We start from the raw sequence: 24,182 nt of genomic DNA, 5'->3' as shown, positions 1-24,182 counted from the left end.
TATGGAATTTCCAAAATTTCTCCTCGGTGACAATACCGATTTTCCCGATGCCATTTTCATCGTTCATACCGAATTTCCGCGGTTCATTCTCAACCTTGAGAATGATGAAGTGGAGTGGCTTGAAGATTTTGACGCTTCCGATGAAAAGGAACTCGCTTCTGAAGCCGAGGGGCTGATCCAGCAGGCTACCGATTTTTATGACAGGGAAGTTTCCCGTTACGAAGAATAAATTTCATGGAGCAGCTGGTAGAAACAGATCAGGAGATCTTTCTCTTTTTGAACAATCTCGGTAATCCGGCCTTTGACGCCTTCTGGAACCTGGTGACAAACAAGTTTACCTCAATCCCTTTTTATGGGCTGCTGCTGTACCTTTTGTACAGGAGTATCGGGCTTAAAAAAACCTTCGTGACCCTGCTTCTGGTTGCCGGTCTTATAACCTGCACAGACCAGCTGGCAAATGTTTTTAAGCACTGGATAGAACGTCCAAGACCCTGCCGACAGGAAGGGGTGATGGAGATGGCCCGTTTCGTGGCGGTGCGCTGCGGAAGGTTCGGATTCTTTTCTGCCCACGCGGCAAGTTCAGCCGGGCTTATCGTTTTCTTAGGGCTTATCCTTCGTCGTTACTGGAAAGGCAGCCTCATCGTACTTGCAGTTTGGGCGGCCCTGGTTTCCTACAGCCGCATCTATGTGGGCGTGCATTATCCAGGAGATATCCTGGTGGGCTGGTTCTTCGGAATTATTTTGGGACTGTTATTTTACAAAGGCTGGAAAGTTATTCTAAAAAAGTATTTCACTATTCCTTCTTCTCCAGAACATAAAACCTCCTGATAAGCCTGTCTTTATAACCCGATTTTTCGGGGTGCACATAGTTGAGGTCATATCTTTCTGAAGAAATGATCCTGAAGCGATCCTGCTGTTGCACAAAAACACTGTCTTTTTCCATAAGAAGCAGTCCCATCTTTTCATCATCTAACTGAAGTACTTCTTCTTCGGAAAGATTGGAAATGGGTTCCCCGTACTCCCAGATAAGTTCTGGCGTGGTGTTGCGAAGCTCGTAGATGTTGAATTCGTATTTATTCTGAAGTTCAGAAATGTTCCGGAATTTCGGGTTTTCCAAAAGGGCATAGGTGAGGGGAAAGCCGGTAAGCATTATTCCGCATATGAAAACCACGGTGAGGTAGAAAACCTTCGGGTATTTCTGTTTTTTCAGAAAATAAATTATAGCTGCGCCAATTCCGAAGAGAATAATAGAGGTCATGACATACCAAAACCAGTAGCCTTCCAGGTCCAGCACAAAATAGGCGCCCACGGGAAAAACGATCCCTATTGCGGCGATCAATCCATGATTAAAATAGACTACCCATTTTTCCTTTAGCGGCATCTCCCTGAACTTTCTAAAGAGGTATTCTATGTAAAAACTGGTGTTGAGGGCAAGCGGGATCATGACGGGCAACAGGTAGCGCGCTTTTTTCTCCGGAATAATAGAAAGTAAAATTACCGCGCTTAAGGTCCATAAAAGGGAAAAAACGTAGGCTTTATGGTTGCACACTCTCCGTTTAAGGTAAGGGTAAAGCAGTCCCACAAACGCCGGAATGGTCCAAATGCCGCTTTGGGTGAAAAAGCTCCAGTAATAATAAAAAGGCTTGACATTATAATTGGCCCAGCGCGTGGTTTCCACGGTGGTGATGCGGGTAAAAGCGACGGGATCTACCAGCCTCACATAAAGAAACCACCAGCCGCTTATAATAATGGCAGTAAAAAGAAAGAGCAGGAAGGGTTTTTTCTTCCTGCTGAACCCTTTTAAACCGTAAACGACGCCATAGGCGATCAGGAACGGGAGCAGCAGGGCGTATAAGGAGACAGGACCTTTGCTCATAAATGAGAATCCGAAGAAAAGGGCTGCCAAAAGGGCGTTTTTGTACAAACCATGGGTTTGACCGAAGAATTTCCAGAGGTAATAGATTGCGGCCATCATGAAGCCATGCGTGAAAATGTCCCACTGGCCGTTGCGGCCGGCAAAAATGATGTAGAAAGAAGAGGCAAGGATTAGTGAAGCCAAAAAGGCCTGTTTTTGTCCTATTTTCAGGCGGGGTATCAGTCTGAAAAAGTAGAAAAGCAGGAACAGGGCCAGCAAAGCGGCCGGTAGTCGAAGGGCGAAAAGACTGTTGAACCCAAAGAGCATGGCGCTTAAGGCTGTAAACCAGGTAGGCAGGGGAGGTTTTTCATACCGGGGTTCGGCGTTCATGGTGGTGAGCAGCCAGTTGTCCATGTTCACCATTTCGCGGGCGGTGATAAAATTTCGGGCTTCCATGATGTTTACATACATCACGTCAAGATTGCTCATAAAAATGATCACGCCTACCAGTACTAGAATGTACAGGTACTTTTTGGAAACTTCAGGCATACTGCTTTCTGCTTAAAATTATGTTTCTAATATAGATTATGCTTCCGCCCAGGTGACCTATCAGCAGCACGGGATCCTTCCGAAGCACGGCATATATAAGGATCAAACTGGCACCGGTAAGGCTAAGCAGCCAAAAACCCATTGGGAGGACAGATTCCCGAACCCTTTCAGAAAAATACCACTGGTAAACGAACCTGAAAGTAAAGATCACCTGCGCCCCAGAGCCCAGGAACAGCAGCCAGAAAGGGATCGCTTCGTTGAAGAACAGCTTGTGTACATCGTAGGTGTTATTGTTGTACGAATAAATGAAAAGGATCACCGGGAGCAGGTACAGGAACCATTTCATGACGCTGTGGAGTTTCTTCCACTCCCCCTGCAGCTGCAGGTTTCTTATATAGATAAAGTAAGTAAGCGCCTGGCCCAGCATAATGGCGAAATCATCGCGCAGGTAACCGTAAACAAATAGAAGGAAGGAGGCGAACAGCGAGATCTTCCAAAAACTTGCTGGAGTGAGCACCTTTTTTTGCTTTTCCGAAGCGATCCACTGGAAGAGGAGCCTTGCAGAGAAAAGGATCTGGGCGATAAAACCAAGGGTGTAGACTTCCCAGCTACTCATTACGCCTGGCGATTTTGTAGTCTATATATTTTCTTTTCATCCAAAGGTAAGCGAAGCAGTCTACCAACGGCCCAACCAGGCGGTTCATCAAATGGTATTTTGCCTTCCCGGCTATCCTGGGATAGTGCCTCACCGGCACCTGTTTGATCCTGCCTTTTTGAAGCAGCACCATGGCGGGTAAAAATCGGTGTAAGCCATTGAACATGGGGATTCTTTTGGCGTACTCGGTTTTGATCACTTTTAACGGGCAGCCGGTATCGTCCATACCGTCATGGGTAAAGCTCCGGCGAATGCCGTTCGCGATCAGCGAAGACATGTTCTTTTTAAAAGAATCTTTTCGGTCTGTACGCACTCCTGTCACCAGGTCGTACTCCGGAATATGTTCCAGGAGGAGGTCAAAATCCTCTGGGTGGGTTTGCAGGTCGGCGTCAATGTAACCGGTCAGCGGAGTCTGCACCTCATCAAAACCGGCCTTGATCGCGGCGCTGAGACCGCGGTTTTCCTCAAAAGAGATAAATTTGAAGTCTTTTTCTCTTTTGCAGATCTCCTCGAGAAGTTTCAGGCTGTTGTCTGTAGAACCGTCATTGATGAAGAGCACCCGAGAGGGAAGAGGTGCTTTTTTGATATAGGAAGACAGCTCCTGCTCCACGCGCAGCAGGTTATCTTCTTCATTGTATAGGGGGATCAAAATAGTGAACTGGTGATCCATACGTAAAAGCTTGCCTTACAAATGTATCAATAAATTTAAATGAAAGAGAATGCGCTTATTTCGGAAGAATCCAAAAGGATTGTTAATTTGCAGAAGGAATATCCCGGAGAGGATCTTCGGCTAAATATAGAAATATGAAAATACTGGTGACCGGGGCAGCAGGGTTTATTGGTTCTCATGCTGCGGAAAAATTACATCAAGAAGGCCTCGAAGTGATAGGAGCAGACAATTTTTCCGGATATTACGATGTTGCCCTGAAGGAGCGGAATGCCGAAGTTCTGCGAGATAAAGGAATACCTGTCCATAAGATCGACTTACGAGAGGTGCAGGAGTATGAGGCTTTGGAACCAGATTTTGACTTTATCATACATTTCGCGGCACAGCCGGGTATTTCGGCCTCCAGTTCCTTTCAGGATTATTTCAGCAATAATGTGCTGGCCACGCAAAACCTCCTGGAATTCGCCAGAAAGAATAAGGACCTGAAGCATTTTTTCAATATCGCCACTTCCTCCATCTACGGACTTGAAGCCACTTTTCCGGAAACCATCGCGCCCAAACCGGCTTCCTGGTATGGAGTGACCAAATTAACCGGAGAACAGCTTGTTTTAGCAGAAAGCCGATCGGGCAAGTTGAAGGCCTCATCCTTGAGACTGTTCTCGGTCTATGGGCCCAGGGAACGACCCGAAAAGCTTTATACCAAGCTGATCGCCTGTGCTTTTAAAGATGAAAAATTCCCGATCTTCAAAGGCAGTGAAAAACACCTTAGAAGCTTTACCTATGTATGGGATATAGTAGACGGAATCTATAAGGCGGTTGAGAGATACCAGGATCTCGACGGGGAGATCATCAACCTTGGAGCCGAAGAAGAACATAAGACCGGAGAGGGGATCGCTCTCGTGGAAGAGTTGCTGGGTAAAAAGATCCAACTGGAAGTGGTGCCAAGAAGGGCAGGCGATCAGTACAGAACTCTTGCGAATATTCAGAAAGCCAAAAAGATCCTGGGCTATGAACCTAAAACTTCTTTTAGGGAAGGGCTGCAAAAGCAGATTACCTGGTACATGGAAAATTTTCTATAAAGAGCGGTATTTTTCGAGCAGGTGAGCGGCCGCCTCAAAGGGAGTGGTTTCGTTCTTCTCCAGGGCTTTCAACTGTTCGGGGAGCAGCTTCTTGATCTCGGGATGCCGGTAAAAACGATTCCTAAGATGTTCATCAATGGTCTGCAGCATCCAGAATTTGTTCTGGGCCTGCCTGTTGCTGTTGAAGTACCCGTTCTCCTTTACCAGTTCTTCAAATTCCTTCATCAGGTCCCAGACTTCCTCGATCCCGGTCTTTTTAAGGGCGCTGCATAGAAGCACTTTTGGCTGCCATTGGCTGTCTTTTGCAGGATACAAGTGTAGAGCCCTTCTGAACTCTGAGCGGGCCTGTCTGGCCGGCTTCAGGTTTTCCCCATCTGCCTTGTTAATGACAATGGCATCTGCCATTTCCATGATCCCTCGCTTGATCCCCTGCAGTTCATCGCCGGCTCCTGCCAGTTTTAGCAGCAGGAAAAAATCGGTCATGCTGTGAACGGTGGTCTCACTTTGTCCCACGCCCACAGTTTCGATAAGTAGTGTGTCGAAGCCTGCAGCCTCGCACAAGATGATCGTTTCCCGTGTCTTTTTCGCGACTCCGCCTAAAGAATCTCCCGAAGGCGAAGGCCGTATAAAGGCATTTTCATGGTTGACCAAAGTTTCCATGCGGGTCTTGTCTCCCAGGATGCTTCCGCGGGAAACGGTGCTGGTGGGATCCACGGCCAGAACGGCCACTTTTTTCCCTGCATCGGCCAGGTGACCTCCAAAAGCTTCAATAAAAGTGCTTTTTCCCACGCCCGGCACCCCGGTTATTCCAATCCGGAAAGATCTGTTGGCAAAAGGCAGGCATTTTTCAATAAGTTCGGCTGCTTTTTGCTGTGCCTGGGCAGTATGACTCTCGATTAGGGTGATCCCCTGGCTAAGGGCGGTCTTGTCTCCCGCCTTTATCTTTTGAAAAAGGGTTTCTGTGGAAATTTCCTGTTTCCTCCGTGCCCTTATCTTTTTAGCGAGGTCGGCGTTCACTCCGGAAGAAGGCCGGGTACCTTCAGATTTATTTAAAGCCGATTCTTTGGTCAAACTGGAAATCTTATTTGTATATTGAAGTACTAAATTAATAAAATAAAGATCAATATGAAGACTTTGTATATGGCAACGGCCACAAATCATGACGGGCGTGAAGGCCACGTTAGCAGTGACGACGGAATTCTGGATCTGGATCTTGGCAAACCCGGGTCGGGAGAAGACAAGACCAATCCGGAGCAGCTTTTCGCGGCGGCCTATGCGGCCAGCTACGGTAGTGCCCTTAAGGCAGCTGCGGGAAATCAAAATATCGATCTTGGAGATTTTACCGTAACGGCTTCAGTAGAGCTGGGAACCAATGAAGAAGGGGAGCAGCAGCTGTCCCTTACACTGGATTCCTATCTGCCGGGGGTCGATGTGGAGACCGGGGAAGAACTGGTAGATGAGGCTTATGAGCTTTGCCCTTTTTCCCGCGCCACTATGGACAATATGGATGTTACCCTTAACCTTCTTCTGGATGAAGAATAACAGGGATAGGCAAATTAATATTTTTTCTGAGGAGCGCTGAAAGGTGCTCCTTTTTTTATTTCGAAGAAAAAGCTGAAAAAGACAATCTGCCAAAGGTTTTAGGAAAGTTCATATTTTTATTTTCAAAAAATGACAAAATTTTTTCTGCTTTTTGCAACGCGGAAGAAAAGCTATCGTCTTTAAAGTGAACAGCAACCAAAAAAAATATTAGTGATACAACATCAGTTAATAGAAGCTTGCAGGCAAAATGACCGCCGGGCCCAGCTAAAACTGTACAACAAGTACTGTGAGGGCATGTATTACGTGGCGAAGCGGTTCATTCAGGATTCATTTGAAGCTGAAGATGCCATGCACGAGGCCTTTATAAAGGCATTTGAAAAACTGCATCAATTCAACGGGGAGGTAACCTTTGGGGCCTGGTTGAAAAGGATCGTGATCAACAAGTGTCTTGATAAGCTCAAGGCCAAAAAACTGGAACTGGTCGCCATTAATGAACAGGTACTGGGAACGGTGGAAGAAGAGGAGAACTGGAGCGTTGATGACGGCGTGGGAATCGAACAGGTAAAGCAGAAAATGGAACAGCTGCCGGAAAAATACAGATATCCCCTCATGTTGTATCTGCTGGAAGGATATGATCATGAAGAGATCGCAGAGATATTGAATATCACTAAAGTGGCATCACGGACGCTGGTGCACAGGGGAAAGAAAAAATTACAGGAAGAATTAAAAGACCTAAGTCATGGCACAGGATATTAGAAAAATGTTTCAGGAAGATAAGAGTCTTCCTGCCGATAAATTGCAGAAAGGCCATCAAAACAGATTTGAGGCCAAACTGGAGAAGGCTTTTCCGCAGGAAAAACAGTCCTCGAACAAGTATATGTTCTTAAAGATCGCAGCCATTTTGGTGGTGGTCTTTGGAGTTGGATTCATCTTTTTCAATAATAATGATCTTTTCAACGGAGAGCAGGTAGTGGATACAGAGACTGTAGTTCCTGTAGAAAAAGAGGAAACAGTGCCGGTTAAGAAAGAGTACCAGCTAAGCGATGTTTCGCCCGAGTTCAAAAAGATCGAGAACTACTACCTGGCCTCTCTCAATATTGAGCTGGCAAAACTGGAGGTGAACGATGAAAACAGGGCGCTGGTTGATTCCTTTATGACCCAGCTCGCAGAACTTGATGAAGAATACCAACGCTTGAACGCAGAGATAAGTGAGACCGGCCTTAATGAAAGCGGCGTAGAAGCCCTTATCGCCAACCTGCAACTGAGACTGGAACTGTTGCTTAAACTGAAAAATAAATTAAAAGACCTCAATCAATCTAAAAATAAGAACTATGAAAACTATCAAATATAAATTTCTGATCGCAGCCCTGTTGTGCAGCGTGCTGAGCATGGCCCAGACCAAAAAACTTGACAAGACCTTTAAGACAAATTCCAATGTGACTTTGAACATTGATGCCACCCACACCAATGTGGTGGTGGAGCCCTGGGATAGAAATGAGGTGCTGGTGGAGGCTTTTCTCGATATGCCTAAAGCAGAAAAGGAGGAACTGAACAAGGCACTGAAAGACTGGAAACTGGACCTGTCCGGCAGTGCCGGTGAAGTCACCATAAGATCTACCGGCGCGGTAGTAGGCATTAAAAGAATTGATATGGCCTCGCTTGATGAACCTCTTTCAAAATTACCAGAAATGATGGCGCCGCTTCAGGAAATGATCGGGCCACTACTTGAAAGCATCTCCGGCAATCCCCTGCCGCCTGAATTCTATGAAAAGATGGATAATGTAAAATTTGACTACCAGGCTTACAGGAAAGAAGGAGACGCATACCTGAGCGAATTTGAAAAAAAGATGGAAAAGAACTTTGGGAAGGACTTTGAAAAGTCTATGGAAGAATGGGCCGCCAACTTTGAAAAGGACCATGAAAAAATGACCAAAAAACTCGAAAAAGATATGGAAGCCTGGGGTGAAGATTTCGGGAAAAGCATGGAAGCCTGGGGCGAACAGTTCGGGAAAGATATGGAAGCCTGGGCAGCAAACCTGGAGAAAGAGGTGGAAGCAAAGTACGGGAATGCCGATAATAAGGTGATCATTATCAATAAGGGCGCCAAGGCACAAAAGACCCTAAAGATCAAAATGCCCAAAGACGGTCAACTCAAGTTGAACGTACGTCATGGAGATGTGAAACTGAACGGACACGTAAAGAACCTGAGAGGTCAGCTATCTCACAGTAATCTGTCAGCCGGAACCATCTCGGGTGAAAAGACCGATCTTAATATCGCCTATACTCCGATCAAGGTTAAGCAGTGGGATTATGGCATGTTGAAAGCTTCTTATGTTCAGGACCTAAGTATTGATAAAGCCGTAAGCATCAAGCTTACTTCCAATTCCAGTGATGTGGTCATCAAAGAACTTGCAGAACAGGGAATCTTAAGAGGTAGTTTTGGAGAACTGGTGATCGATAAGCTGGGAAATAATTTTAAAAGCATTGATATCATGCTTGAGAACAGTGATCTAAAACTGGACCTTCCTGATGTTGCTTATAACATTCAGTATACGGGCACCAAAAGTCAGGTGAAGTTTCCAGAGAGTCTTAAGTTGAAGTCGAGCAAGTCTTATGATACTGAAAAGTTGAACGGGTTTAACGGCAATAAGAATGCAAATGCAACCATCTCTATCACCGCCAACTTTAGTGACGTGTTATTGAAATAGGATTATCTTTGGTGAAAAACCAATGCAGGAAAAAACCTTTTCTGAACTTTTAACCGGCCTCACTTCGGATTTCACTCCGGTAGTTGATGCCGGTTTTTCTGTTTCAGATTATACACCTATCGATCTTTCGGTGAAGAACAAAGATCTTTCTGAAAAGGAACTGTCCTCTGCCGAAGCTTTTTCAGAATACCTTTCCAAATACCTTCAGAAAAAGGGAAAAAAGGTGGCCTGGCGCGGCTATAATGAGCTTCGGGAGCTCTACCAGCGCAGCGGATTATTTTCCGCAGAAGAAGACCCTGAACTGAAGAGGAACATCCACCTGGGTATTGATGTCTGGGCCGCGGCAGGAACAGATGTGCTGGCGGTTCTCGACGGTACTGTGCACAGTTTTAGGGATAATGATAATTTCGGGGATTATGGCCCCACCATTATCCTGAAACATGAAATAAAAAACCAAAAATTCTATTCTTTGTACGGACATTTAAGCCGAAGTTCGCTGGCCGGTTTAAAAGAGAGAGACCAGGTAGTAAAGGGTGAAAAAATTGGAGAGTTAGGTGCGGCTTCAGAAAATGGAGATTATGCCCCTCATCTGCATTTTCAGCTTATCAGAGACCTGCAGGGGCAAAAAGGGGATTTTCCGGGGGTGACTTCCAGGAGATTTCTGGCAGAATACCTTCAGGACTGTCCCGACCCCAACCTGCTTCTTAAAATTCCGGGGTAAAAAAGATCAGGAGAATTTCTCCACTTTTTCGACATCCTTTATGGGAACTCTTACCAAAGTGCGGTCCCAGACGAAGTTCATCTGGATGAAGTCATAGGCCGTGGTGAAATCGATGGTGAACTGCTCAACAGGTTCGTCGATTCGCTTGCTGGGAACTTCTACCGTAAGCACATCATATTGAGGTACCCGTGAAGGTTTTTCGTCGGCAGTGATGCCCCAGGGATACATTTCGGAATTAAAGATCACCTTCCAGGACTCTTCCATAGGAATGGTCCAAAGGGTATATTTCCCCGCCGGCAGCAATGAGCCGTCTACATAAATATCTTTATTAGTGGTAAAAGTGGTAGCCTCATTGGCGCCGGTACGCCATACTTCCCCGTAAGGAACGAGTCCGCCAAAGATCTGCCTCTCTTTTTTGTACGGCCGGTTGTAGAAGACCTCCAGGATAAGTTCATCCTGCTGAAAAGTGACCGTATCTTCGGGACTGAAAGATTTTGTGTTGGTCTTAAATATGAAATAAGACAACATGATCACCCCGCCCAGGATGAACATACCCAAAAATGTTCTTTTGATCGCCTTTTTCATAGCAGGAAATTTACAAAATCCGGGCCGAAAAAAAATCCATCACCTTTTGAGGATGATGGATTTTTTGAATTGGGGCAATCTTTTTCTTTTACATAGCTTTTAGCGTTCTTACCTTAGTAGGCTTGTTGTTCGGGTCAAGCGTTTTTTCACCTGTCCTGAATTTCTCTGCTTTGTTCAGACTTTCAAGGATAGTGCGGCGATGCCTTTTAAGCATCTTCAATACTTCTTTGGGTAATCTTTTTTCCTTGAGGATCTCGTCATAGAGTTTTAGGTTCTTTTCATCTCTTTCCCTACACTTTTTCAGCAGTTTTAGAGGCCTTTGCTGAACAAGAGCTTTTCTTTCCTGTCTCCAGTCGCGATGCAGGTTACCTTTTTGCACCCAGTCTTTTTTGGGTTCTACTCCTGCCTGTACAAGCTGTTCAGAGATCTCATAGCTAAACCGGTTGCGGTTCACACTCTCATGATTGAAAAACCGTTTTAGTTCAACCTGCTGAACGTCTTCACTGGCGTTATAGTACACCCGTTCAGCCTCAAAGCTTTCTGCCAGGAGCCAGTTTAACTTCTTAAATTTAGAGTAACGATCTTCCATATGATACCTTTTTAAATTGTATGGCAATATAAGAACGGAGGAAGGAATTGTATTGCTAATCAATTGTTAAAACCCTGATTTTTAATAATATATTCAGGTATTTTTAAGAATAGTCAGAAAAAATTAAGAATTAAATTATATGGAAAATTCTTACCTGCTGCAGCTTTCAGAGAAAGAGATTTTCAAGAAGATCGCCCACGAAATAAGCGAGGAAGGCGGCAAGACCGCCTAAAAGTGTAGTTTCCAAAATACCCCAAATAATGTTCTTTTCGTTAACAATACTTTTTAAGCTACCCACAATAGCCAGGGCCACCCCGGTGAGAATACAGGAGTATAGAAAAAGTTGGGGGTCTTTGACAGAAAGATCTTCTCCGGCGAAAAAGTAGGAAAGCAGGGGAACAGAGCCTACCAGGATGAAACTGATAAAAGTTGCCCCTGCTGTCTTGTAAGGAGTTTTATCACCTTTGACCATTTCGAGTTCTTCTTTCATCATGGTATCTACCCACACTTCCTTATCGGCCGTGATCACATCCACCACTTGTTCCAGGAGCTCTCCTTTAAAGCCTTTAGCTGCATAGATCTCCCTGATCTCCTCGACTTCCCGCTCCCTCAGGTTTTCGATCTCCCAGTATTCTACCTGCCGATGTTTTTCAAAGGAATCCCTCTCTGCCTTGGTGGAAAAGAAATTACCGACAGACATGGAAAATCCGTCGGCAATGAGATTCGCGATCCCTAAAATGATCACTACCGAAATTCCCAGGCTGGCCCCTTCGGCACCGGCTACCACCGCGAATGTGGTGATGGCACCATCGATCCCGCCGTAAACGAATTCGGCGATGTATTCTTTATTAAAGAAGAGGATCTTTTCCCGGGAATGAAGTTGGGCTTCCTTCATTATAAACGGTAGTTGGTTGTTGTTGTTCTATTCGGGGCCGTGGGGTTCTCTCCCGGTTTCCATTTCAATAGGGATCTTTACCTGTACCCCTTTTTCGTATCTCTTTCCCTTGATCTCATCGTGCCGGTGAAATTCGGGTGCCGGGAAACTCACTTCCACAGTATATTTTCCCTCTTCCGGGATCTCGAACATGGCTCCGTAATGGTACAAAAATGGATGCCACAGGAACGGACAATCTTTTTCCACCACCAGTTCGTCCTTATCATTATAAATTTTCGCTTTTATCTTTAATCCCGGAATGAAGCGCTTGTCTTTTTTATCGCGCACCACGATCTCAAGATGGGTATTGAAATTTTTATCCGGCACCTGCCATTCCAGCTTCCCGTTCTTGAGCCGGTATGTTCCTTCTGCCTCTTCAGAAGCCAGGCTAATGATGTAGTCTTCAACCGACTTTTCCGCATGGTTATCCATGTTCTTCATATAGTCCAACGCTTCAGAAAAAGCTTTTCCCTGTTGTTCTGCCAGTTCTGTCTTTCTTTCATTGTCTTCTATCTTCATGATCGAGATTTTGTTGGTTTCTCTACTAAAGATAAGGAGTTGCAAGTCTTTTTATGCAAAAGGCCTGTTAAATCAGCAGCTTCTGCAGATCAGGCTCTTTTTTTTCTTTTTCGCATCAATAAAGCTGCGATGGCAGAGGTGATCACCCCGGAGATCACGGCAAATACCGCGCTGGTGATAATATAATTTTTCAGGCTAAAGTAATCCTGAGCCTGGTCACGGGTCATTTCACCGGTTTCGACCGAGTAGCGAATGATGTTCGGAAAAAATTCCGGAGAAATAAACCTGCTGATGATATACTGTGTGAGAGGAGAGAGAATGACCACGAACAAGGTAATGAAAAGGCCCGAAATAAAGCCTTCTCTCCAGTCCATAAAGCCATTGTAATAGTTCTTTCTTTTGTCATATAGCGCGAAAAGGTAAATGGCGATAGCCACTATGGCGAAAAATCCGGAGTAAAAAGCGTGTTTTTCGATCCATTCATCGTGAAGACCGAACAATCTTTCAGCGTACATCCACAGAAGCATGGCGAGGGTAAAGAGAATGCTCCATTTGATCTCGATAGAACGTTTTTCCATTGGTTTAAATTTGGCAGGGTTCTATAAAATTAGGAAAAAACTTTACCGTATGCTGAAAATTCCTCAAAAATAAAACCCCGAAGCTCAAACTTCGGGGTTTCCATTTAAAATATTTCAGGTTCTATTCATCAACAAGCACCCAGTCTCCCTTATCAAGCAACGGTATGGCTTGTTTGAATTTCATGCTTTTGTTCTCTCCGGTCATCACGTTCTTGATGGTAACCTTATCATTCCTTCCAATTTTTGGACGTTCGCGCGTGATGGTCTCGGTAACCTGCGGACGGCGCTGGGTGTTTCCGGCAGCCCGGCTTTGCGCGGCACGTTCATCCATATTTGGGATCTCTTCTTTGCTGGTCTCCACTTTTTCGCGTTTTTGCTGACGCGCCTCATGGATCTGGCTCGGACTCGGCGCCGGAAGTTCTCCTTTGAAAAGGAAGGAGATCACATCCTTGTTCACCTGGTCCAGCATTACCTTGAACAGTTCAAAGGCTTCGAACTTGTAGATAAGTAACGGATCTTTCTGCTCGTGCACGGCTAGCTGTACACTTTGTTTTAATTCATCCATCTTGCGAAGATGTGTTTTCCACGCATCGTCAATAATGGCTAAACTTATGTTTTTTTCAAAATCGGTGATCAGCTGCTTACCTTCAGACTCATAAGCTTTCTCCAGGTTAGTAACTACCGAAAGAGTTTTTACTCCATCTGTGAACGGAACAGAGATACGCTCAAAATTATTGCCTTTGTCTTCCCAAACCTGTTTGATCACGGGATAAGCGGCATCGGCACTGCTCTTCATCTTGGCCTGGTAATGCTCGTAAGCGGCCTTGTAGATAATAGCTGCGATCTTCTGGAAATCCATTTTCTCGAACTCTTCCGCAGAAATAGGGGAGCTCATGGAGAAATAACGGATCAGTTCGAATTCAAAGTTCTTATAATCGTTCGCTAGCTTATTGGTCTCGGCGATATTTTCCGAAGTATCATAGATCATGTTGGCGATGTCCACTCTCAACCTATCCCCAAAAAGGGCATGGTAACGGCGTTTGTACACCACCTCACGCTGGGCGTTCATCACATCATCATACTCCAGCAGACGCTTACGTACCCCAAAGTTGTTCTCTTCCACTTTTTTCTGGGCCCGCTCAATTGACTTTGAGATCATGGAGTGCTGGATCACCTCGCCTTCTTCAAGCCCCATACGGTCCATAAGTTTGGCGATCTTTTCAGACCCGAACAAACGCATCAGGTTATCTTCAAGCGACACGTAGAACTGAGAAGATCCTGGATCTCCCTGACGTCCGGCACGACCTCTTAACTGTCGGTCAACCCGTCTCGAGTCATGTCGCTCTGTACCTATAATAGCCAGTCCGCCGGCTTCTTTAACTTCGGGGCTTAATTTAATATCTGTACCACGACCCGCCATGTTGGTGGCAATGGTCACGATTCCTCCTTTACCGGCTTCGGCAACGATATCGGCCTCCTTCTTATGAAGTTTCGCGTTCAGAACGTTGTGAGGCACATTGCGCAGTTTCAGCATTCGGCTGAGCAATTCTGAAATTTCCACGGAAGTGGTACCAATAAGGACCGGTCTTCCGGCTTTGGAAAGTTCGGTCACGTGATCGATGACCGCGTTATATTTTTCCCGTTTGGTCTTGAAAACGAGATCTTCTTTGTCTTTTCTGGCGATAGGACGGTTGGTAGGAATTTCCACCACATCGAGTTTGTAGATCTCCCAGAATTCGCCGGCTTCGGTCACAGCAGTACCGGTCATACCCGATAGCTTGCTGTACATCCTGAAGTAGTTCTGCAGGGTTACCGTAGCGAAGGTTTGCGTGGCATCCTCGATCTTCACGCTCTCCTTGGCTTCAATAGCCTGGTGCAGCCCGTCAGAATATCGGCGGCCTTCCATGATACGCCCTGTCTGTTCATCAACGATTTTCACCTTATTGTCCATCACCACATACTCAGTGTCCTTTTCAAAAAGGGTGTAAGCTTTTAGGAGCTGTCTTAGGGTGTGAATTCGTTCGCTCTTCACGCTGTAATCACGGAAAAGCTCCTCTTTTTTCTCTGCTTCTTCTTCTTTGGAAAGACCTTCTTTCTCGATCTTGGCGATCTCCATTCCAATTTCGGGCATCACGAAGAAATCGGGTTCATCTTTTCCGGAGAGATAGTCGATCCCCTTATCGGTAAGATCTATCTGGTTGGTCTTTTCATCTATGGTAAAATACAGTTCGGCATCAACCTTAGGCATTTCACGGTTGTTGTCCTGCATGTAATAATTCTCTGTTTTTTGAAGCAGGGCCTTAATTCCTTCCTCACTCAAAAATTTGATCAGAGCTTTATTTTTCGGAAGTCCGCGGTAAACACGCAGCAATTGGAACCCACCTTCTTTGTTGTCTCCGGCAGCTATTAGTTTCTTGGCTTCGGCCAGTACTCCGGTAAGATATTTTCGCTGAGCTTCTACCACGTTGGCTACAGCCGGCTTTAATTGATCGAATTCGTGCACATCTCCTTTTGGGATCGGGCCTGAAATGATCAACGGCGTACGCGCGTCATCGATCAACACCGAATCCACCTCATCCACGATCGCAAAATTGTGCGGCCGCTGTACCAGGTCATCGGGCGAGTGGGACATGTTGTCACGCAGGTAATCAAAACCAAATTCGTTGTTGGTTCCGTAGGTGATGTCTGCATTATATGCTTTTCTTCGGGCTGCAGAGTTTGGTCTGTGGTAGTCGATACAGTCCACGCTAAGCCCATGGAACTCAAAAAGAGGTGCCATCCAGGCGCTGTCCCTTTTTGCCAGGTAGTCGTTCACCGTTACCAGGTGCACCCCGTTTCCGGTAAGGGCGTTGAGGTACATGGGTAAAGTGGCCACAAGGGTTTTACCTTCCCCGGTTTGCATCTCTGCGATCTTTCCCTGGTGCATGGCAACACCTCCAATAAGCTGCACGTCATAGTGCACCATATCCCAGGTCACTGGTTTCCCGGCTGCGTCCCAGGAGTTGTTCCATACGGCATGGTCTCCGTCAAGGTTCACGTAATCTTTTTCTGCGGAAAGTTCACGGTCGTAAGATGATGCCGTTACCTTCAGCTGCTCGTTATTGGCAAAGCGCTTGGCTGTTTCTTTAAGGTTAGCAAAAGCTTCCGGAAGTATTTCGTTTAGTACGTCTTCAGAGATCTCGTAAGCCCTGTCTTTAAGGCTGTCTATTTCGGCGTAGATATCTTCTTTACGGGTAATGTCTTCAGAGGCGTCTGCTTCGGCATTGAGGCTTTCTATCTGTTCATTCACTTCTTTCAGGGCCTCCTGTATCTTATTTTTGAAAGTTGTGGTTCTGGCGCGGAGCTCATCTAAAGATAGGGATTCAAACTCCTTTTCCAGCTCCTTTATCTTGTCAACGATAGGCTGGATCTCCTTAATGTCCTTTTTGGACTTGTCGCCAACAAAAACTTTCAATACTGAATTTAAAAAACTCATAGTTTTTATTGTTTTAATATGTCAAATGTACATAAAAAAAAAGCCTCAATTCTGAGACTTTTTTCTTCTATTTATCGTGTAATGCTTTTAATATTCATCTTCATTCCAGAGGTAATCCTCATCGGTGGGATAATCTGGCCAGATCTCCTCGATCGAATCATAGGAATCTCCTTCATCCTCAATGGCCTGCAGGTTTTCAACAACCTCCAATGGAGCGCCCGTCCTGATGGCGTAATCAATTAACTCATCTTTTGTTGCGGGCCATGGCGCATCGCTCAGGTAGGATGCTAATTCTAATGTCCAATACATCGGTTAATCGGTTTTTGTTTTTTGCAAAAATAATTTTTTTGACGAGATAGTCAAGAAAAAAATCTATTATTTATCAATAATTTAAAAGAACGTTTTCTGAAACTATAAATCCTTGAAAATTTGAAGTTTTAAAAGGTTTTTTGGCAGGTATTTTCTAAGATCCTTTCTTCGGGATCCATTGGATCTCTTCAGCTTGCAAATCATGAGACAACTTTCGTGCCAGCACAAAGAGGTAGTCACTAAGGCGGTTCAGATACTGCAAAACTTCCTTTTCAAAGGGCTCCAGGTCATGTAAGGCACTGGCCAAACGCTCTGCCCTACGGCAGACACAGCGTGCGATGTGACAAACTGACACGGTTTGGTGACCGCCGGGAAGCACAAAATGTGTCATGGGCGGCAGCTCTTCATTCATTTTGTCCATTTCCTGTTCCAGTAGCTCGATATCTCCAGCAGCGATCCGCGGGATCTCCAGCCTTTGTTTTCCGCTTTTTAAAGTAGCCTTTGCAGGATCTGTGGCCAGGATGGAACCAATGGTGAACAGCCGCTCCTGTATCTTGAGGATGAGCTCATGGCTGTGCTCATCCACTTCCTGGTCTCGTAACATTCCCAAATGAGAGTTGAGCTCGTCAATGGTGCCGTAACTTTCTATGCGAATATGGTGTTTGGGTACCCTGGTACCGCCAAAAAGGGCAGTCGTACCTTTATCTCCTGTCTTGGTGTATATTTTCATGGTCCTTTTTTTAAAGGAATCTAAGGTAAGAAAATATCAGCTAGGGAAAAGAGGAGCGGACTCTCCTGTTGTTTCTGAAGTAAGATGCGGGAATTGAAGATCCTTTGACCTTAGACGATACGCTGTTTTTCTTTTTTCATTTTCTGAAGAAATCGCTGACTAATCGACCGCCTTCTTTCAAGTTCCTTCTTTCTTCTTTTTCGGCTTCTAAGCCACAGGAAAAAGCTTACCGCTACACACGCCAGTGCGAGGTAAAGGAAGATCTCGTTTGTGAGGAACTCGTTCATTGCCAGTGATTTTGACTCTTCTAAAGATAGCAAAAAAGTTTTTTCCTTCCTATTGTAGGAGGCAAGAAGTTAACGTAAATTTAGCGGTTTCTGCGCTTCTTCTTTTCGTGGTAGCGTTTTCTGAAGTTCCTGTCTTTTTGCTCCTGCCTGTTCTTTTTGGTCTGCCGCTTGTTCCAAAGGAAAAATCCCAGGAAGATCACGATGATCACGATGTACAGCAGCAGGTCGTTGTCGAAAAAAGACATTTAGATGTGATTTTATGATAATGCGAAGTTAGGGAATTTCAGATTTTGGCTCTAACGGCTGCCGATCTCCACTTCCTTTCTTTCGTCGCTTTCTACCATCCCGTCGCGCAGCCTGATGATGCGGCGGGCGTGCATGGCGATATCTTCCTCGTGTGTGACCAGGATCACCGTGTTTCCGGCGGCGTGGATTTCGTCAAAAAGATTCATGATCTCTACCGAAGTTTTGGAGTCCAGGTTTCCGGTAGGCTCATCAGCCAGGATGATAGAGGGTTTATTGACCAGCGCCCGACCTACAGCCACTCTTTGGCGTTGCCCTCCTGAAAGCTGATTGGGCTTATGGTCCATGCGGTCTGCCAGGCCCACGTCTGAAAGTACTTTTTCTGCCCGTTCCTTGCGCTCGGCCTTGGTAGCCCCGGCGTAGATCATGGGCAGCGCCACATTGTCCAATGCTGTGGTGCGCGGCAGCAGGTTAAAGGTCTGGAAAACAAAACCGATCTCCTTGTTCCTGATCTCGGCCAGTTCATTATCGCTCATCTTGCTCACGTCGTTGCCGTTGAGGATGTATTGTCCGGAGGTGGGGGTATCCAAACAACCCAGGATGTTCATTAAAGTAGATTTTCCCGAGCCTGAAGGGCCCATAAAGGCTACATATTCCCCTTTTTCAATATCCAGATCGATTCCTTTTAAAACTTTTACCACTTCCTGTCCCAGGTAAAAATCGCGGGTGATCTGCCGTATCCTAATAACGCTGCTCATATGCTGAATAGATTCTGAAGGTAAGACGCAAGGTAAGGGATAATGTTACAATGCAATTAACAATGGACAATTATCAATTATCAGAAAAAGAATTATGAGTGGGAATTTCAAGCATATACCCGCCGGAGCATTTGCGAAGGAGGGTCAAATTCCAAGCACCAACTTCCAAATTCCAAGTACCAAATTCCAAATTCCAATTTCAGGATCGAGAGCCGGGGCTAATATATTCGTGCATTCGTGGCCAAAAACTACCTAAGCACTTCGACCGTCGCTCCCTCCGGTCGCTGGCTCAGTGTGACTTTTCAGTATCAACCAAGGTTCTGTTTTGTAGGTCCGACTATTTCAAAAATATATTCGTGAATTCGTGGCCAAAGCTTTTCAAATACAGTGTGTGTCTTTCAAAGAAAAAATAATCTGGAGTCAAGAATCAAGACCTTCAGGATTTTAAAAAAGAAATTCGTGCATTCGTGGCCAAAAATATTAAACCCTAACATTCTCCCGCCGATGCAGTTCAGGAATGGATCATATGCAAGAAGAATGATGATATGTGCGCCTAAGCACTTCGACCGCCGCTCCCTCTGGTCGCTGGGTAGTGTGACTTTTCAGTATCAACCAAGGTTCTGTTTTGTACGACCGACTATTTCAAAAATATATTCGTGCATTCGTGGCCAAAAATATTAAATCCTAATATTTTCCCGCCGATGCAGTTCAGGAATGGATCATATACAGGAAGAATGATGATATGCGCACCTAAGCACTTCGACCGCCGCTCCCTCCGGTCGCTGGCTCAGTGTGACATTTCAGTATCAACCAAGGTTCTGTTTTGTAGGTCCGACTATTTCAAAAATATATTCGTGAATTCGTGGCCAAAGCTTTTCAAATACAGTGTATGTCTTTCAAAGAAAAAAGAATCTGGAGTCAAGAATCAAGACCTTCAGAATTTTAAAAAAGAAATCCGTGCATTCGTGGCCGAAATTTCTCTCTTCAGACCCGGATGACGAAATGTTCTTTTTCCTGTTCTCTTCGGAAGAAGACAAATCCCCAGAAGAAGGTGTCTATGGTGACCTTTACAGCCGGGTGTTCTTTGATCGTTTCCCAGGCTTCCTCCATTTCCTGCGACCAGTGGATATCGTCGAAGATCATGACGCTGTCATTGTGCACGTTTGAAAGCAAAAGTTCAAAATAACTTAGCGTGGCCTCTTTGCGGTGATTGCCGTCGATGTAGATGAGGTCGTAGTGGGTTGTTGTCGGTTGTGAGTTGTCAGTTGTCGGTTGTTTTGGGTTAAAGGAAACAGATTTTGAATTTGGAATTTGGAATTTGGAATTTTTCTCCGTGTCCTCTGTCCACTGACCTTTGTCCTCTAAAACTTCCATAAATTTCCCCACTTTCAGTTCAATGTTATTCAAACCGAACTCCCTGAATTTTTCCGCAGCGATCTTTGATGTTTCCGGGCAGCCTTCAATAGTGAACACCTTCACCTTATTATCTGCAGCCATGGCGGCGCTTCCCAGTCCCACAGAAGTTCCCAGTTCCAAGGCATTTTTTACATTCAGATAGTTCACCAGGCGGTTGAGCAGCCGAGCTCGTTTTGGTGTGATCCCGACATTTTTTGCTATTTCTGAAATCTTTCGTTCATCTGATTTGAACACCCTGCTACCGGCGCCAAAATCGTTTACGCGGATGCTTCTTTTGTCTTTCATTAATGACTTGCGATGCTTCTTGATCTTCTGATAAGAAGGATATTTCTCGTGATCATATAAGCATTTCGTCACAAGGCTGTACACGAATGGCGAATGCACCCCATGCTGATTGGTGGAGCGGAGGAGGAACTTTATGTAGGAAATAAAAATATACATCGTTCTTTGATCTGACCCTTTCAGGGTTCCAAACCCTGAAAGGGTTCTTCGTTTTTAAAGTATTCTTTTTTGTGGAAAGCTCTGAAATTTTCAGCTGAATCAAACCAGCTTATTACCTCATCACGTTTCAAAGTGGTGGGCTGTGAAGAAAGCAATGAGGTGTAAGATGACCAGGGATAGGATTCCATGTTGGTGGTAAGGCCATGATGGACAGGATTATTATGAATATAGAAAATAAGCTTTCTCAAGTAGTCTTCAGAGTCAATTCTTTTTCTTTCAAATGGTTTCTCCAAAAGACTTCCAGTTCTGCCGTACTTCTTATTTATCGCCTGGGTATAAGCATTAAAAAAATGAGAGAATTGGCGGGAAGGATCTGCTTTAGTGACTTGTTTTTTTGTGGAATAGGAAAGATCAGAAAGGTTGATCTCTTCTTTTTCTTTTAAGTACAGGAGGAAATGAAAATGATTTTTTAGAAGACACCATGCATAAGTGTGGGAAACCGGTTGAATGTATTTATCGTAAAGGCGCAAGAAATAGGAATAATTTTCCTTTTCAAAGAAAATGGTAGAACCGTTATTTCCCCGATTATAAATATGATAGTAATTTCCGGGAGCTAAATTGTCGATTTTCATTCTATTTCCTCTGTAAAAACGTTATAAAAAAATAACCCTTTCAGGGTGCCGAACCCTGAAAGGGTTGTAAGTTATCCTTCCATCTTATCTCCCAGTTCAAACCACCTTTCGGTCTTTTCTTCTATTTCGTCTTCAATTTTTTTCAATTCCATTGAAGCTTTCGCGATCTCATCGGGACTCAGCTCCTGCAGGAATTTTTGCTGGAACTCTTCCTTTTTCTTTTCCAGGTTGTGGATCTCCCGCTCCAGCTTCTGGTATTCCTTCTGCTCATTGTAGCTAAGGCCGGTGGAGGTCTTTTCTTTTTTCCATTCCTTTTTCTCGGTAGACGCTTCAGGTTTTTCTGCCGGCTCAGGTTCTTTGCTGGATTCGTACTCCCGGTAATCTGTGTAATTTCCGGGGAAATCTTCGATCTCCGCATCGCCCTTGAATACGAACAGGTGATTCACGATCTTGTCCATGAAATACCGGTCGTGGGAAACGACTATAAGGCAGCCGGGAAAGTCGAGCAGGAAATTCTCCAGCACGTTCAGGGTCACGATGTCAAGGTCGTTGGTAGGCTCATCCAGGATCAGGAAATTCGGGTTCTGGATCAGCACGGTACACAGGTACAGCCTTTTTCTTTCACCCCCGCTCAGTTTTTCTACATAATCATACTGCTTCTTCCTGTCAAAAAGAAAGCGCTCCAGCAATTGTTGGGCAGATATCTGCCGCCCCTTTTTCAGTGGAATGTAATCGCCGAACTCCCTTATCACGTCGATCACCTTCTGACCCTCTTTGACTTCTATACCTCGTTGAGTATAGTATCCAAATTTGATGGTCTCTCCGATCACGATCTTTCCGGAGTCGGGCCGCACCGCCCCGGTAAGGATGTTCAGAAAAGTGGATTTTCCGGTTCCGTTCTTCCCGATGATTCCAAGTCGGTCTCCCGGCTGAAAGTTATAATTGAACTTGTGCAGCAGTTCTTTGTTGCCATAGCTCTTGGAGATGTTATGCAGCTCAATGATCTTGTTCCCCAGTCGCTCCATGTTGATCTCCAGCTGCACCTGGTGGTCCTTTCTTCTTTTGGAAGCTCTTTCTTTGATGTCGTGGAAATCATCAATCCGGGATTTGGATTTTGTGGTACGGGCTTTTGGCTGCCGGCGCATCCATTCCAGTTCTTTTTTGAAAAGCTGCTTCGCCTTATCTGTATTTGTCTGCTCCAGGGCTATGCGGTCTTCTTTTTTATCCAGGTAATAGGAGTAATTGCCTTTATAGGTGTACAGCTGCCCATCTTCCAGCTCCACGATCTCATTGCACACCCGCTCCAGGAAATACCTGTCATGGGTGACCATAAAGATGGTGAAATTCTCCTTTCTGAAGAATTCTTCCAGCCACTCTATCATGTCCAGGTCCAGGTGGTTGGTGGGCTCATCCATGATGATAAGGTCGGGCTTGTTGAGGATCATGGCGGCCAAAGCCAGCCTTTTCTTTTGTCCGCCGCTTAATCCGCCCACCTTTGCGTGCAGGTCTTCCAGCTTCAGTTTGAAAAGGATCTGCTTATAGGTAGTTTCAAAATCCCACGCCTGGTGCGCTTCCATCTGCTCGAAAGCTTTCTGATAAGCTTCGGTGTCTTCCGGATTTTCAAGAGCTTTTTCATAGCGCTCGATAACCTTCAGGATCTCATTTTCAGAAGCGAATATGGTCTGCTCTACAGTGAGGTTAGGGTCGAGGTTGGGCTCCTGCGGAAGGAAGGCGGTTGTAATGTCTTTGCGGTAAACTACCCGGCCTTCATCGGGAGTATCGGCTCCAGACAGTATGTTCAAAAGCGAGGTCTTTCCGGTTCCGTTCTTGGCCACAAAACCCACTTTTTGTCCTTCATTGATCCCGAAGGAAAGCTTTGAGAACAATTCCCTTTCCCCGTACGCCTTGGCTATATTTTCTACAGATAAGTAATTCACACAGTTGTTTTTTGCAAAAGTAGCTAAATCGATGGTCAATTAGCAATTAACAATTATCAGTGAACAATTAAATTCAACAGATAGAGCAAGCACTGCAGCTTGCGGCTCGAGTCAAAGTATTTAACGAAATATTTTATTATTAGGCTTCAAAGATTATATTTGTCTTAACCTTATCAGTCCCGAATGAGCGTTAGGCAAATAATTGGTATTCTTAGTGTTTTACTTTTCGTCTCCTCTTGTGTGCCAACAAAGAGGCTGAAATACCTGCAGGAGGACGAGACTGCTGTTGACAGCATCATCGCTGTAGAAAGGATTCAGAAGCCTTACCGCATTCAGACCAATGATCTTCTCAGCATAAGGGTAAAGGCGATGGACCAGGAGCTGGTGGGCATGTTCAACCCTATAGGCGAAGGAAACTCCAATGCTACCGGGGAGGAACGCATGTACTGGGACGGGTTTTTAGTTGATGAACACGGCAATATACGGGTTCCTACCCTGGGAGAAGTGAACGTGCTGGGCTACACGGTGGATGAGGTAAGGGAAAAGATAGAAAAAGCCCTTTTAGAAAAATATTTTAAAGAAGAAGCAAACATATTCGTCACCGTCAAGCTGGCCGGGATACGTTATACGACAATTGGAGAAATAGGTTCGGGCAGTCAGGTGATCTATAAGGAACAGGTGACCATCATGGAAGCCATTGCCAACGCCGGGGACATCAACGAATTTGGTGACCGTACAGATGTCATCATAGTGCGGCAATACCCGGGCGGCGAAAAAAGGCATCATATTGACCTTACCAGCATGGATGCCATGCGCTCCCCTTATTATTATATTCAGCCTAATGACCTGATCATTGTGAACCCGCTTCCGCAGAAGACCATTGGGTTGGGCACAACTGGGCTGGAGGTTTTTAGGACGGTAGCCAGTGTATTGGCTATTTTAACGTCAAGTATCTTGTTATTTACCCGATGAT

27 protein-coding genes are annotated in these 24,182 nt (G+C 45.2%); 9 read left to right on the top strand and 18 right to left on the bottom strand.

What is annotated here, in order from left to right:
* Position 1: 1 nt before the first annotated feature.
* Positions 2–229: a hypothetical protein gene (locus tag BLS64_RS09780; protein WP_093113357.1), complete on the top strand. Its 228-nt coding sequence runs from the start codon at positions 2–4 to the stop codon at positions 227–229.
* A gap of 5 nt (positions 230–234) precedes the next feature.
* Positions 235–828, top strand: a complete 594-nt coding sequence (locus BLS64_RS09775) for a phosphatase PAP2 family protein (RefSeq protein ID WP_093113356.1) — start codon at positions 235–237, stop codon at positions 826–828.
* Here the strand turns inward: BLS64_RS09775 and BLS64_RS09770 are convergent.
* From BLS64_RS09770 to BLS64_RS09760, 3 genes are read right to left on the bottom strand one after another with little or no spacing between them, the layout of a single operon-like run.
* Positions 794–2,404 carry an ArnT family glycosyltransferase gene (locus BLS64_RS09770; RefSeq protein WP_176763470.1) on the bottom strand — a complete coding sequence of 537 codons (1,611 nt, stop codon included), beginning with the start codon at positions 2,402–2,404 and terminating at the stop codon, positions 794–796. The genes BLS64_RS09775 and BLS64_RS09770 overlap by 35 nt on opposite strands.
* Entirely contained in the window at positions 2,397–3,020 is a 624-nt protein-coding gene (locus BLS64_RS09765; RefSeq protein ID WP_093113355.1) for a lipid-A-disaccharide synthase N-terminal domain-containing protein, read from the bottom strand. Before BLS64_RS09765 ends, BLS64_RS09770 begins: the two co-directional genes overlap by 8 nt.
* Entirely contained in the window at positions 3,013–3,729 is a 717-nt protein-coding gene (locus tag BLS64_RS09760; RefSeq protein WP_093113354.1) for a glycosyltransferase family 2 protein, read from the bottom strand. Before BLS64_RS09760 ends, BLS64_RS09765 begins: the two co-directional genes overlap by 8 nt.
* Before the next feature lie 134 nt (positions 3,730–3,863).
* Between BLS64_RS09760 and BLS64_RS09755 the strand changes: the two genes are divergently transcribed.
* A complete protein-coding gene (locus tag BLS64_RS09755) occupies positions 3,864–4,805 on the top strand; it encodes an NAD-dependent epimerase/dehydratase family protein (protein ID WP_093113353.1) in 942 nt (313 codons plus the stop codon).
* Here BLS64_RS09755 and meaB read toward each other — a convergent pair.
* Positions 4,800–5,885 (bottom strand): methylmalonyl Co-A mutase-associated GTPase MeaB, encoded by a 1,086-nt coding sequence (gene meaB / locus BLS64_RS09750; protein WP_245693430.1) that lies wholly within the window; start codon positions 5,883–5,885, stop codon positions 4,800–4,802. The two genes, BLS64_RS09755 and meaB, sit on opposite strands and share 6 nt — an antisense overlap.
* Before the next feature lie 45 nt (positions 5,886–5,930).
* Here meaB and BLS64_RS09745 point away from each other — a divergent pair, with 45 nt between their 5' ends.
* The 5 genes from BLS64_RS09745 (at position 5,931) to BLS64_RS09725 (ending at position 9,776) form a co-directional block, all read left to right on the top strand.
* A complete protein-coding gene (locus BLS64_RS09745) occupies positions 5,931–6,347 on the top strand; it encodes an Ohr family peroxiredoxin (RefSeq protein WP_093113351.1) in 417 nt (138 codons plus the stop codon).
* Between the two features lie 210 nt (positions 6,348–6,557).
* Positions 6,558–7,103 (top strand): RNA polymerase sigma factor, encoded by a 546-nt coding sequence (locus tag BLS64_RS09740; protein ID WP_093113350.1) that lies wholly within the window; start codon positions 6,558–6,560, stop codon positions 7,101–7,103.
* Entirely contained in the window at positions 7,087–7,698 is a 612-nt protein-coding gene (locus BLS64_RS09735) for a hypothetical protein (protein ID WP_093113349.1), read from the top strand. Before BLS64_RS09740 ends, BLS64_RS09735 begins: the two co-directional genes overlap by 17 nt.
* The gene (locus tag BLS64_RS09730) at positions 7,679–9,055 is read left to right on the top strand and encodes a YggN family protein (RefSeq protein WP_093113348.1); all 1,377 of its coding nucleotides are present in this window, start codon (positions 7,679–7,681) and stop codon (positions 9,053–9,055) included. The genes BLS64_RS09735 and BLS64_RS09730 overlap by 20 nt, the downstream gene beginning before the upstream one ends.
* A gap of 22 nt (positions 9,056–9,077) precedes the next feature.
* The gene (locus BLS64_RS09725) at positions 9,078–9,776 is read left to right on the top strand and encodes a peptidoglycan DD-metalloendopeptidase family protein (protein WP_093113347.1); all 699 of its coding nucleotides are present in this window, start codon (positions 9,078–9,080) and stop codon (positions 9,774–9,776) included.
* 6 nt (positions 9,777–9,782) lie between these two features.
* Here the strand turns inward: BLS64_RS09725 and BLS64_RS09720 are convergent, their stop codons facing one another.
* The 14 genes from BLS64_RS09720 to BLS64_RS09660 all read right to left on the bottom strand — a co-directional run bounded on the left by BLS64_RS09720 (position 9,783) and on the right by BLS64_RS09660 (position 23,209).
* Positions 9,783–10,361 (bottom strand): DUF2911 domain-containing protein, encoded by a 579-nt coding sequence (locus BLS64_RS09720; protein ID WP_093113346.1) that lies wholly within the window; start codon positions 10,359–10,361, stop codon positions 9,783–9,785.
* Positions 10,362–10,449: 88 nt separating this feature from the next.
* Positions 10,450–10,950 carry a PA2169 family four-helix-bundle protein gene (locus BLS64_RS09715; protein WP_093113345.1) on the bottom strand — a complete coding sequence of 167 codons (501 nt, stop codon included), beginning with the start codon at positions 10,948–10,950 and terminating at the stop codon, positions 10,450–10,452.
* A gap of 166 nt (positions 10,951–11,116) precedes the next feature.
* On the bottom strand, positions 11,117–11,845 hold the full coding sequence (locus tag BLS64_RS09710) for a VIT1/CCC1 transporter family protein (protein ID WP_093113344.1): 729 nt from the start codon (positions 11,843–11,845) through the stop codon (positions 11,117–11,119).
* A 27-nt stretch (positions 11,846–11,872) separates the two neighbouring features.
* A complete protein-coding gene (locus BLS64_RS09705) occupies positions 11,873–12,403 on the bottom strand; it encodes a hypothetical protein (RefSeq protein ID WP_093113343.1) in 531 nt (176 codons plus the stop codon).
* 89 nt (positions 12,404–12,492) lie between these two features.
* Complete coding sequence (locus tag BLS64_RS09700) at positions 12,493–12,981, bottom strand: DUF4199 domain-containing protein (protein ID WP_093113342.1); 489 nt, start codon at positions 12,979–12,981, stop codon at positions 12,493–12,495.
* A 121-nt stretch (positions 12,982–13,102) separates the two neighbouring features.
* Complete coding sequence (gene secA, locus BLS64_RS09695; RefSeq protein ID WP_093113341.1) at positions 13,103–16,456, bottom strand: preprotein translocase subunit SecA; 3,354 nt, start codon at positions 16,454–16,456, stop codon at positions 13,103–13,105.
* An 87-nt stretch (positions 16,457–16,543) separates the two neighbouring features.
* A complete protein-coding gene (locus tag BLS64_RS09690) occupies positions 16,544–16,765 on the bottom strand; it encodes a DUF2795 domain-containing protein (protein WP_008272287.1) in 222 nt (73 codons plus the stop codon).
* A 154-nt stretch (positions 16,766–16,919) separates the two neighbouring features.
* Positions 16,920–17,495 (bottom strand): cob(I)yrinic acid a,c-diamide adenosyltransferase, encoded by a 576-nt coding sequence (locus BLS64_RS09685; RefSeq protein ID WP_093113340.1) that lies wholly within the window; start codon positions 17,493–17,495, stop codon positions 16,920–16,922.
* A gap of 110 nt (positions 17,496–17,605) precedes the next feature.
* Positions 17,606–17,782, bottom strand: a complete 177-nt coding sequence (locus tag BLS64_RS15230; RefSeq protein ID WP_176763469.1) for a hypothetical protein — start codon at positions 17,780–17,782, stop codon at positions 17,606–17,608.
* 80 nt (positions 17,783–17,862) lie between these two features.
* Positions 17,863–18,027: a protein BatD gene (locus BLS64_RS15075; RefSeq protein ID WP_143019299.1), complete on the bottom strand. Its 165-nt coding sequence runs from the start codon at positions 18,025–18,027 to the stop codon at positions 17,863–17,865.
* Positions 18,028–18,078: 51 nt separating this feature from the next.
* Complete coding sequence (locus tag BLS64_RS09680) at positions 18,079–18,783, bottom strand: ABC transporter ATP-binding protein (protein ID WP_093113339.1); 705 nt, start codon at positions 18,781–18,783, stop codon at positions 18,079–18,081.
* A 984-nt stretch (positions 18,784–19,767) separates the two neighbouring features.
* Positions 19,768–20,640, bottom strand: a complete 873-nt coding sequence (locus BLS64_RS09670; RefSeq protein ID WP_093113337.1) for an O-methyltransferase — start codon at positions 20,638–20,640, stop codon at positions 19,768–19,770.
* Positions 20,641–20,660: 20 nt separating this feature from the next.
* On the bottom strand, positions 20,661–21,272 hold the full coding sequence (locus tag BLS64_RS09665; RefSeq protein ID WP_093113336.1) for a hypothetical protein: 612 nt from the start codon (positions 21,270–21,272) through the stop codon (positions 20,661–20,663).
* Between the two features lie 71 nt (positions 21,273–21,343).
* The gene (locus BLS64_RS09660) at positions 21,344–23,209 is read right to left on the bottom strand and encodes an ABC-F family ATP-binding cassette domain-containing protein (RefSeq protein WP_093113526.1); all 1,866 of its coding nucleotides are present in this window, start codon (positions 23,207–23,209) and stop codon (positions 21,344–21,346) included.
* A gap of 183 nt (positions 23,210–23,392) precedes the next feature.
* Here BLS64_RS09660 and BLS64_RS09655 point away from each other — a divergent pair, with 183 nt between their 5' ends.
* The gene (locus tag BLS64_RS09655; RefSeq protein WP_093113335.1) at positions 23,393–24,181 is read left to right on the top strand and encodes a polysaccharide biosynthesis/export family protein; all 789 of its coding nucleotides are present in this window, start codon (positions 23,393–23,395) and stop codon (positions 24,179–24,181) included.
* Position 24,182: the final 1 nt, after the last annotated feature.

It is taken from the genome of Salinimicrobium catena (assembly GCF_900102915.1).
Lineage (GTDB): Bacteria > Bacteroidota > Bacteroidia > Flavobacteriales > Flavobacteriaceae > Salinimicrobium > Salinimicrobium catena.
This window is presented reverse-complemented; position numbering and strand designations above follow the sequence as displayed.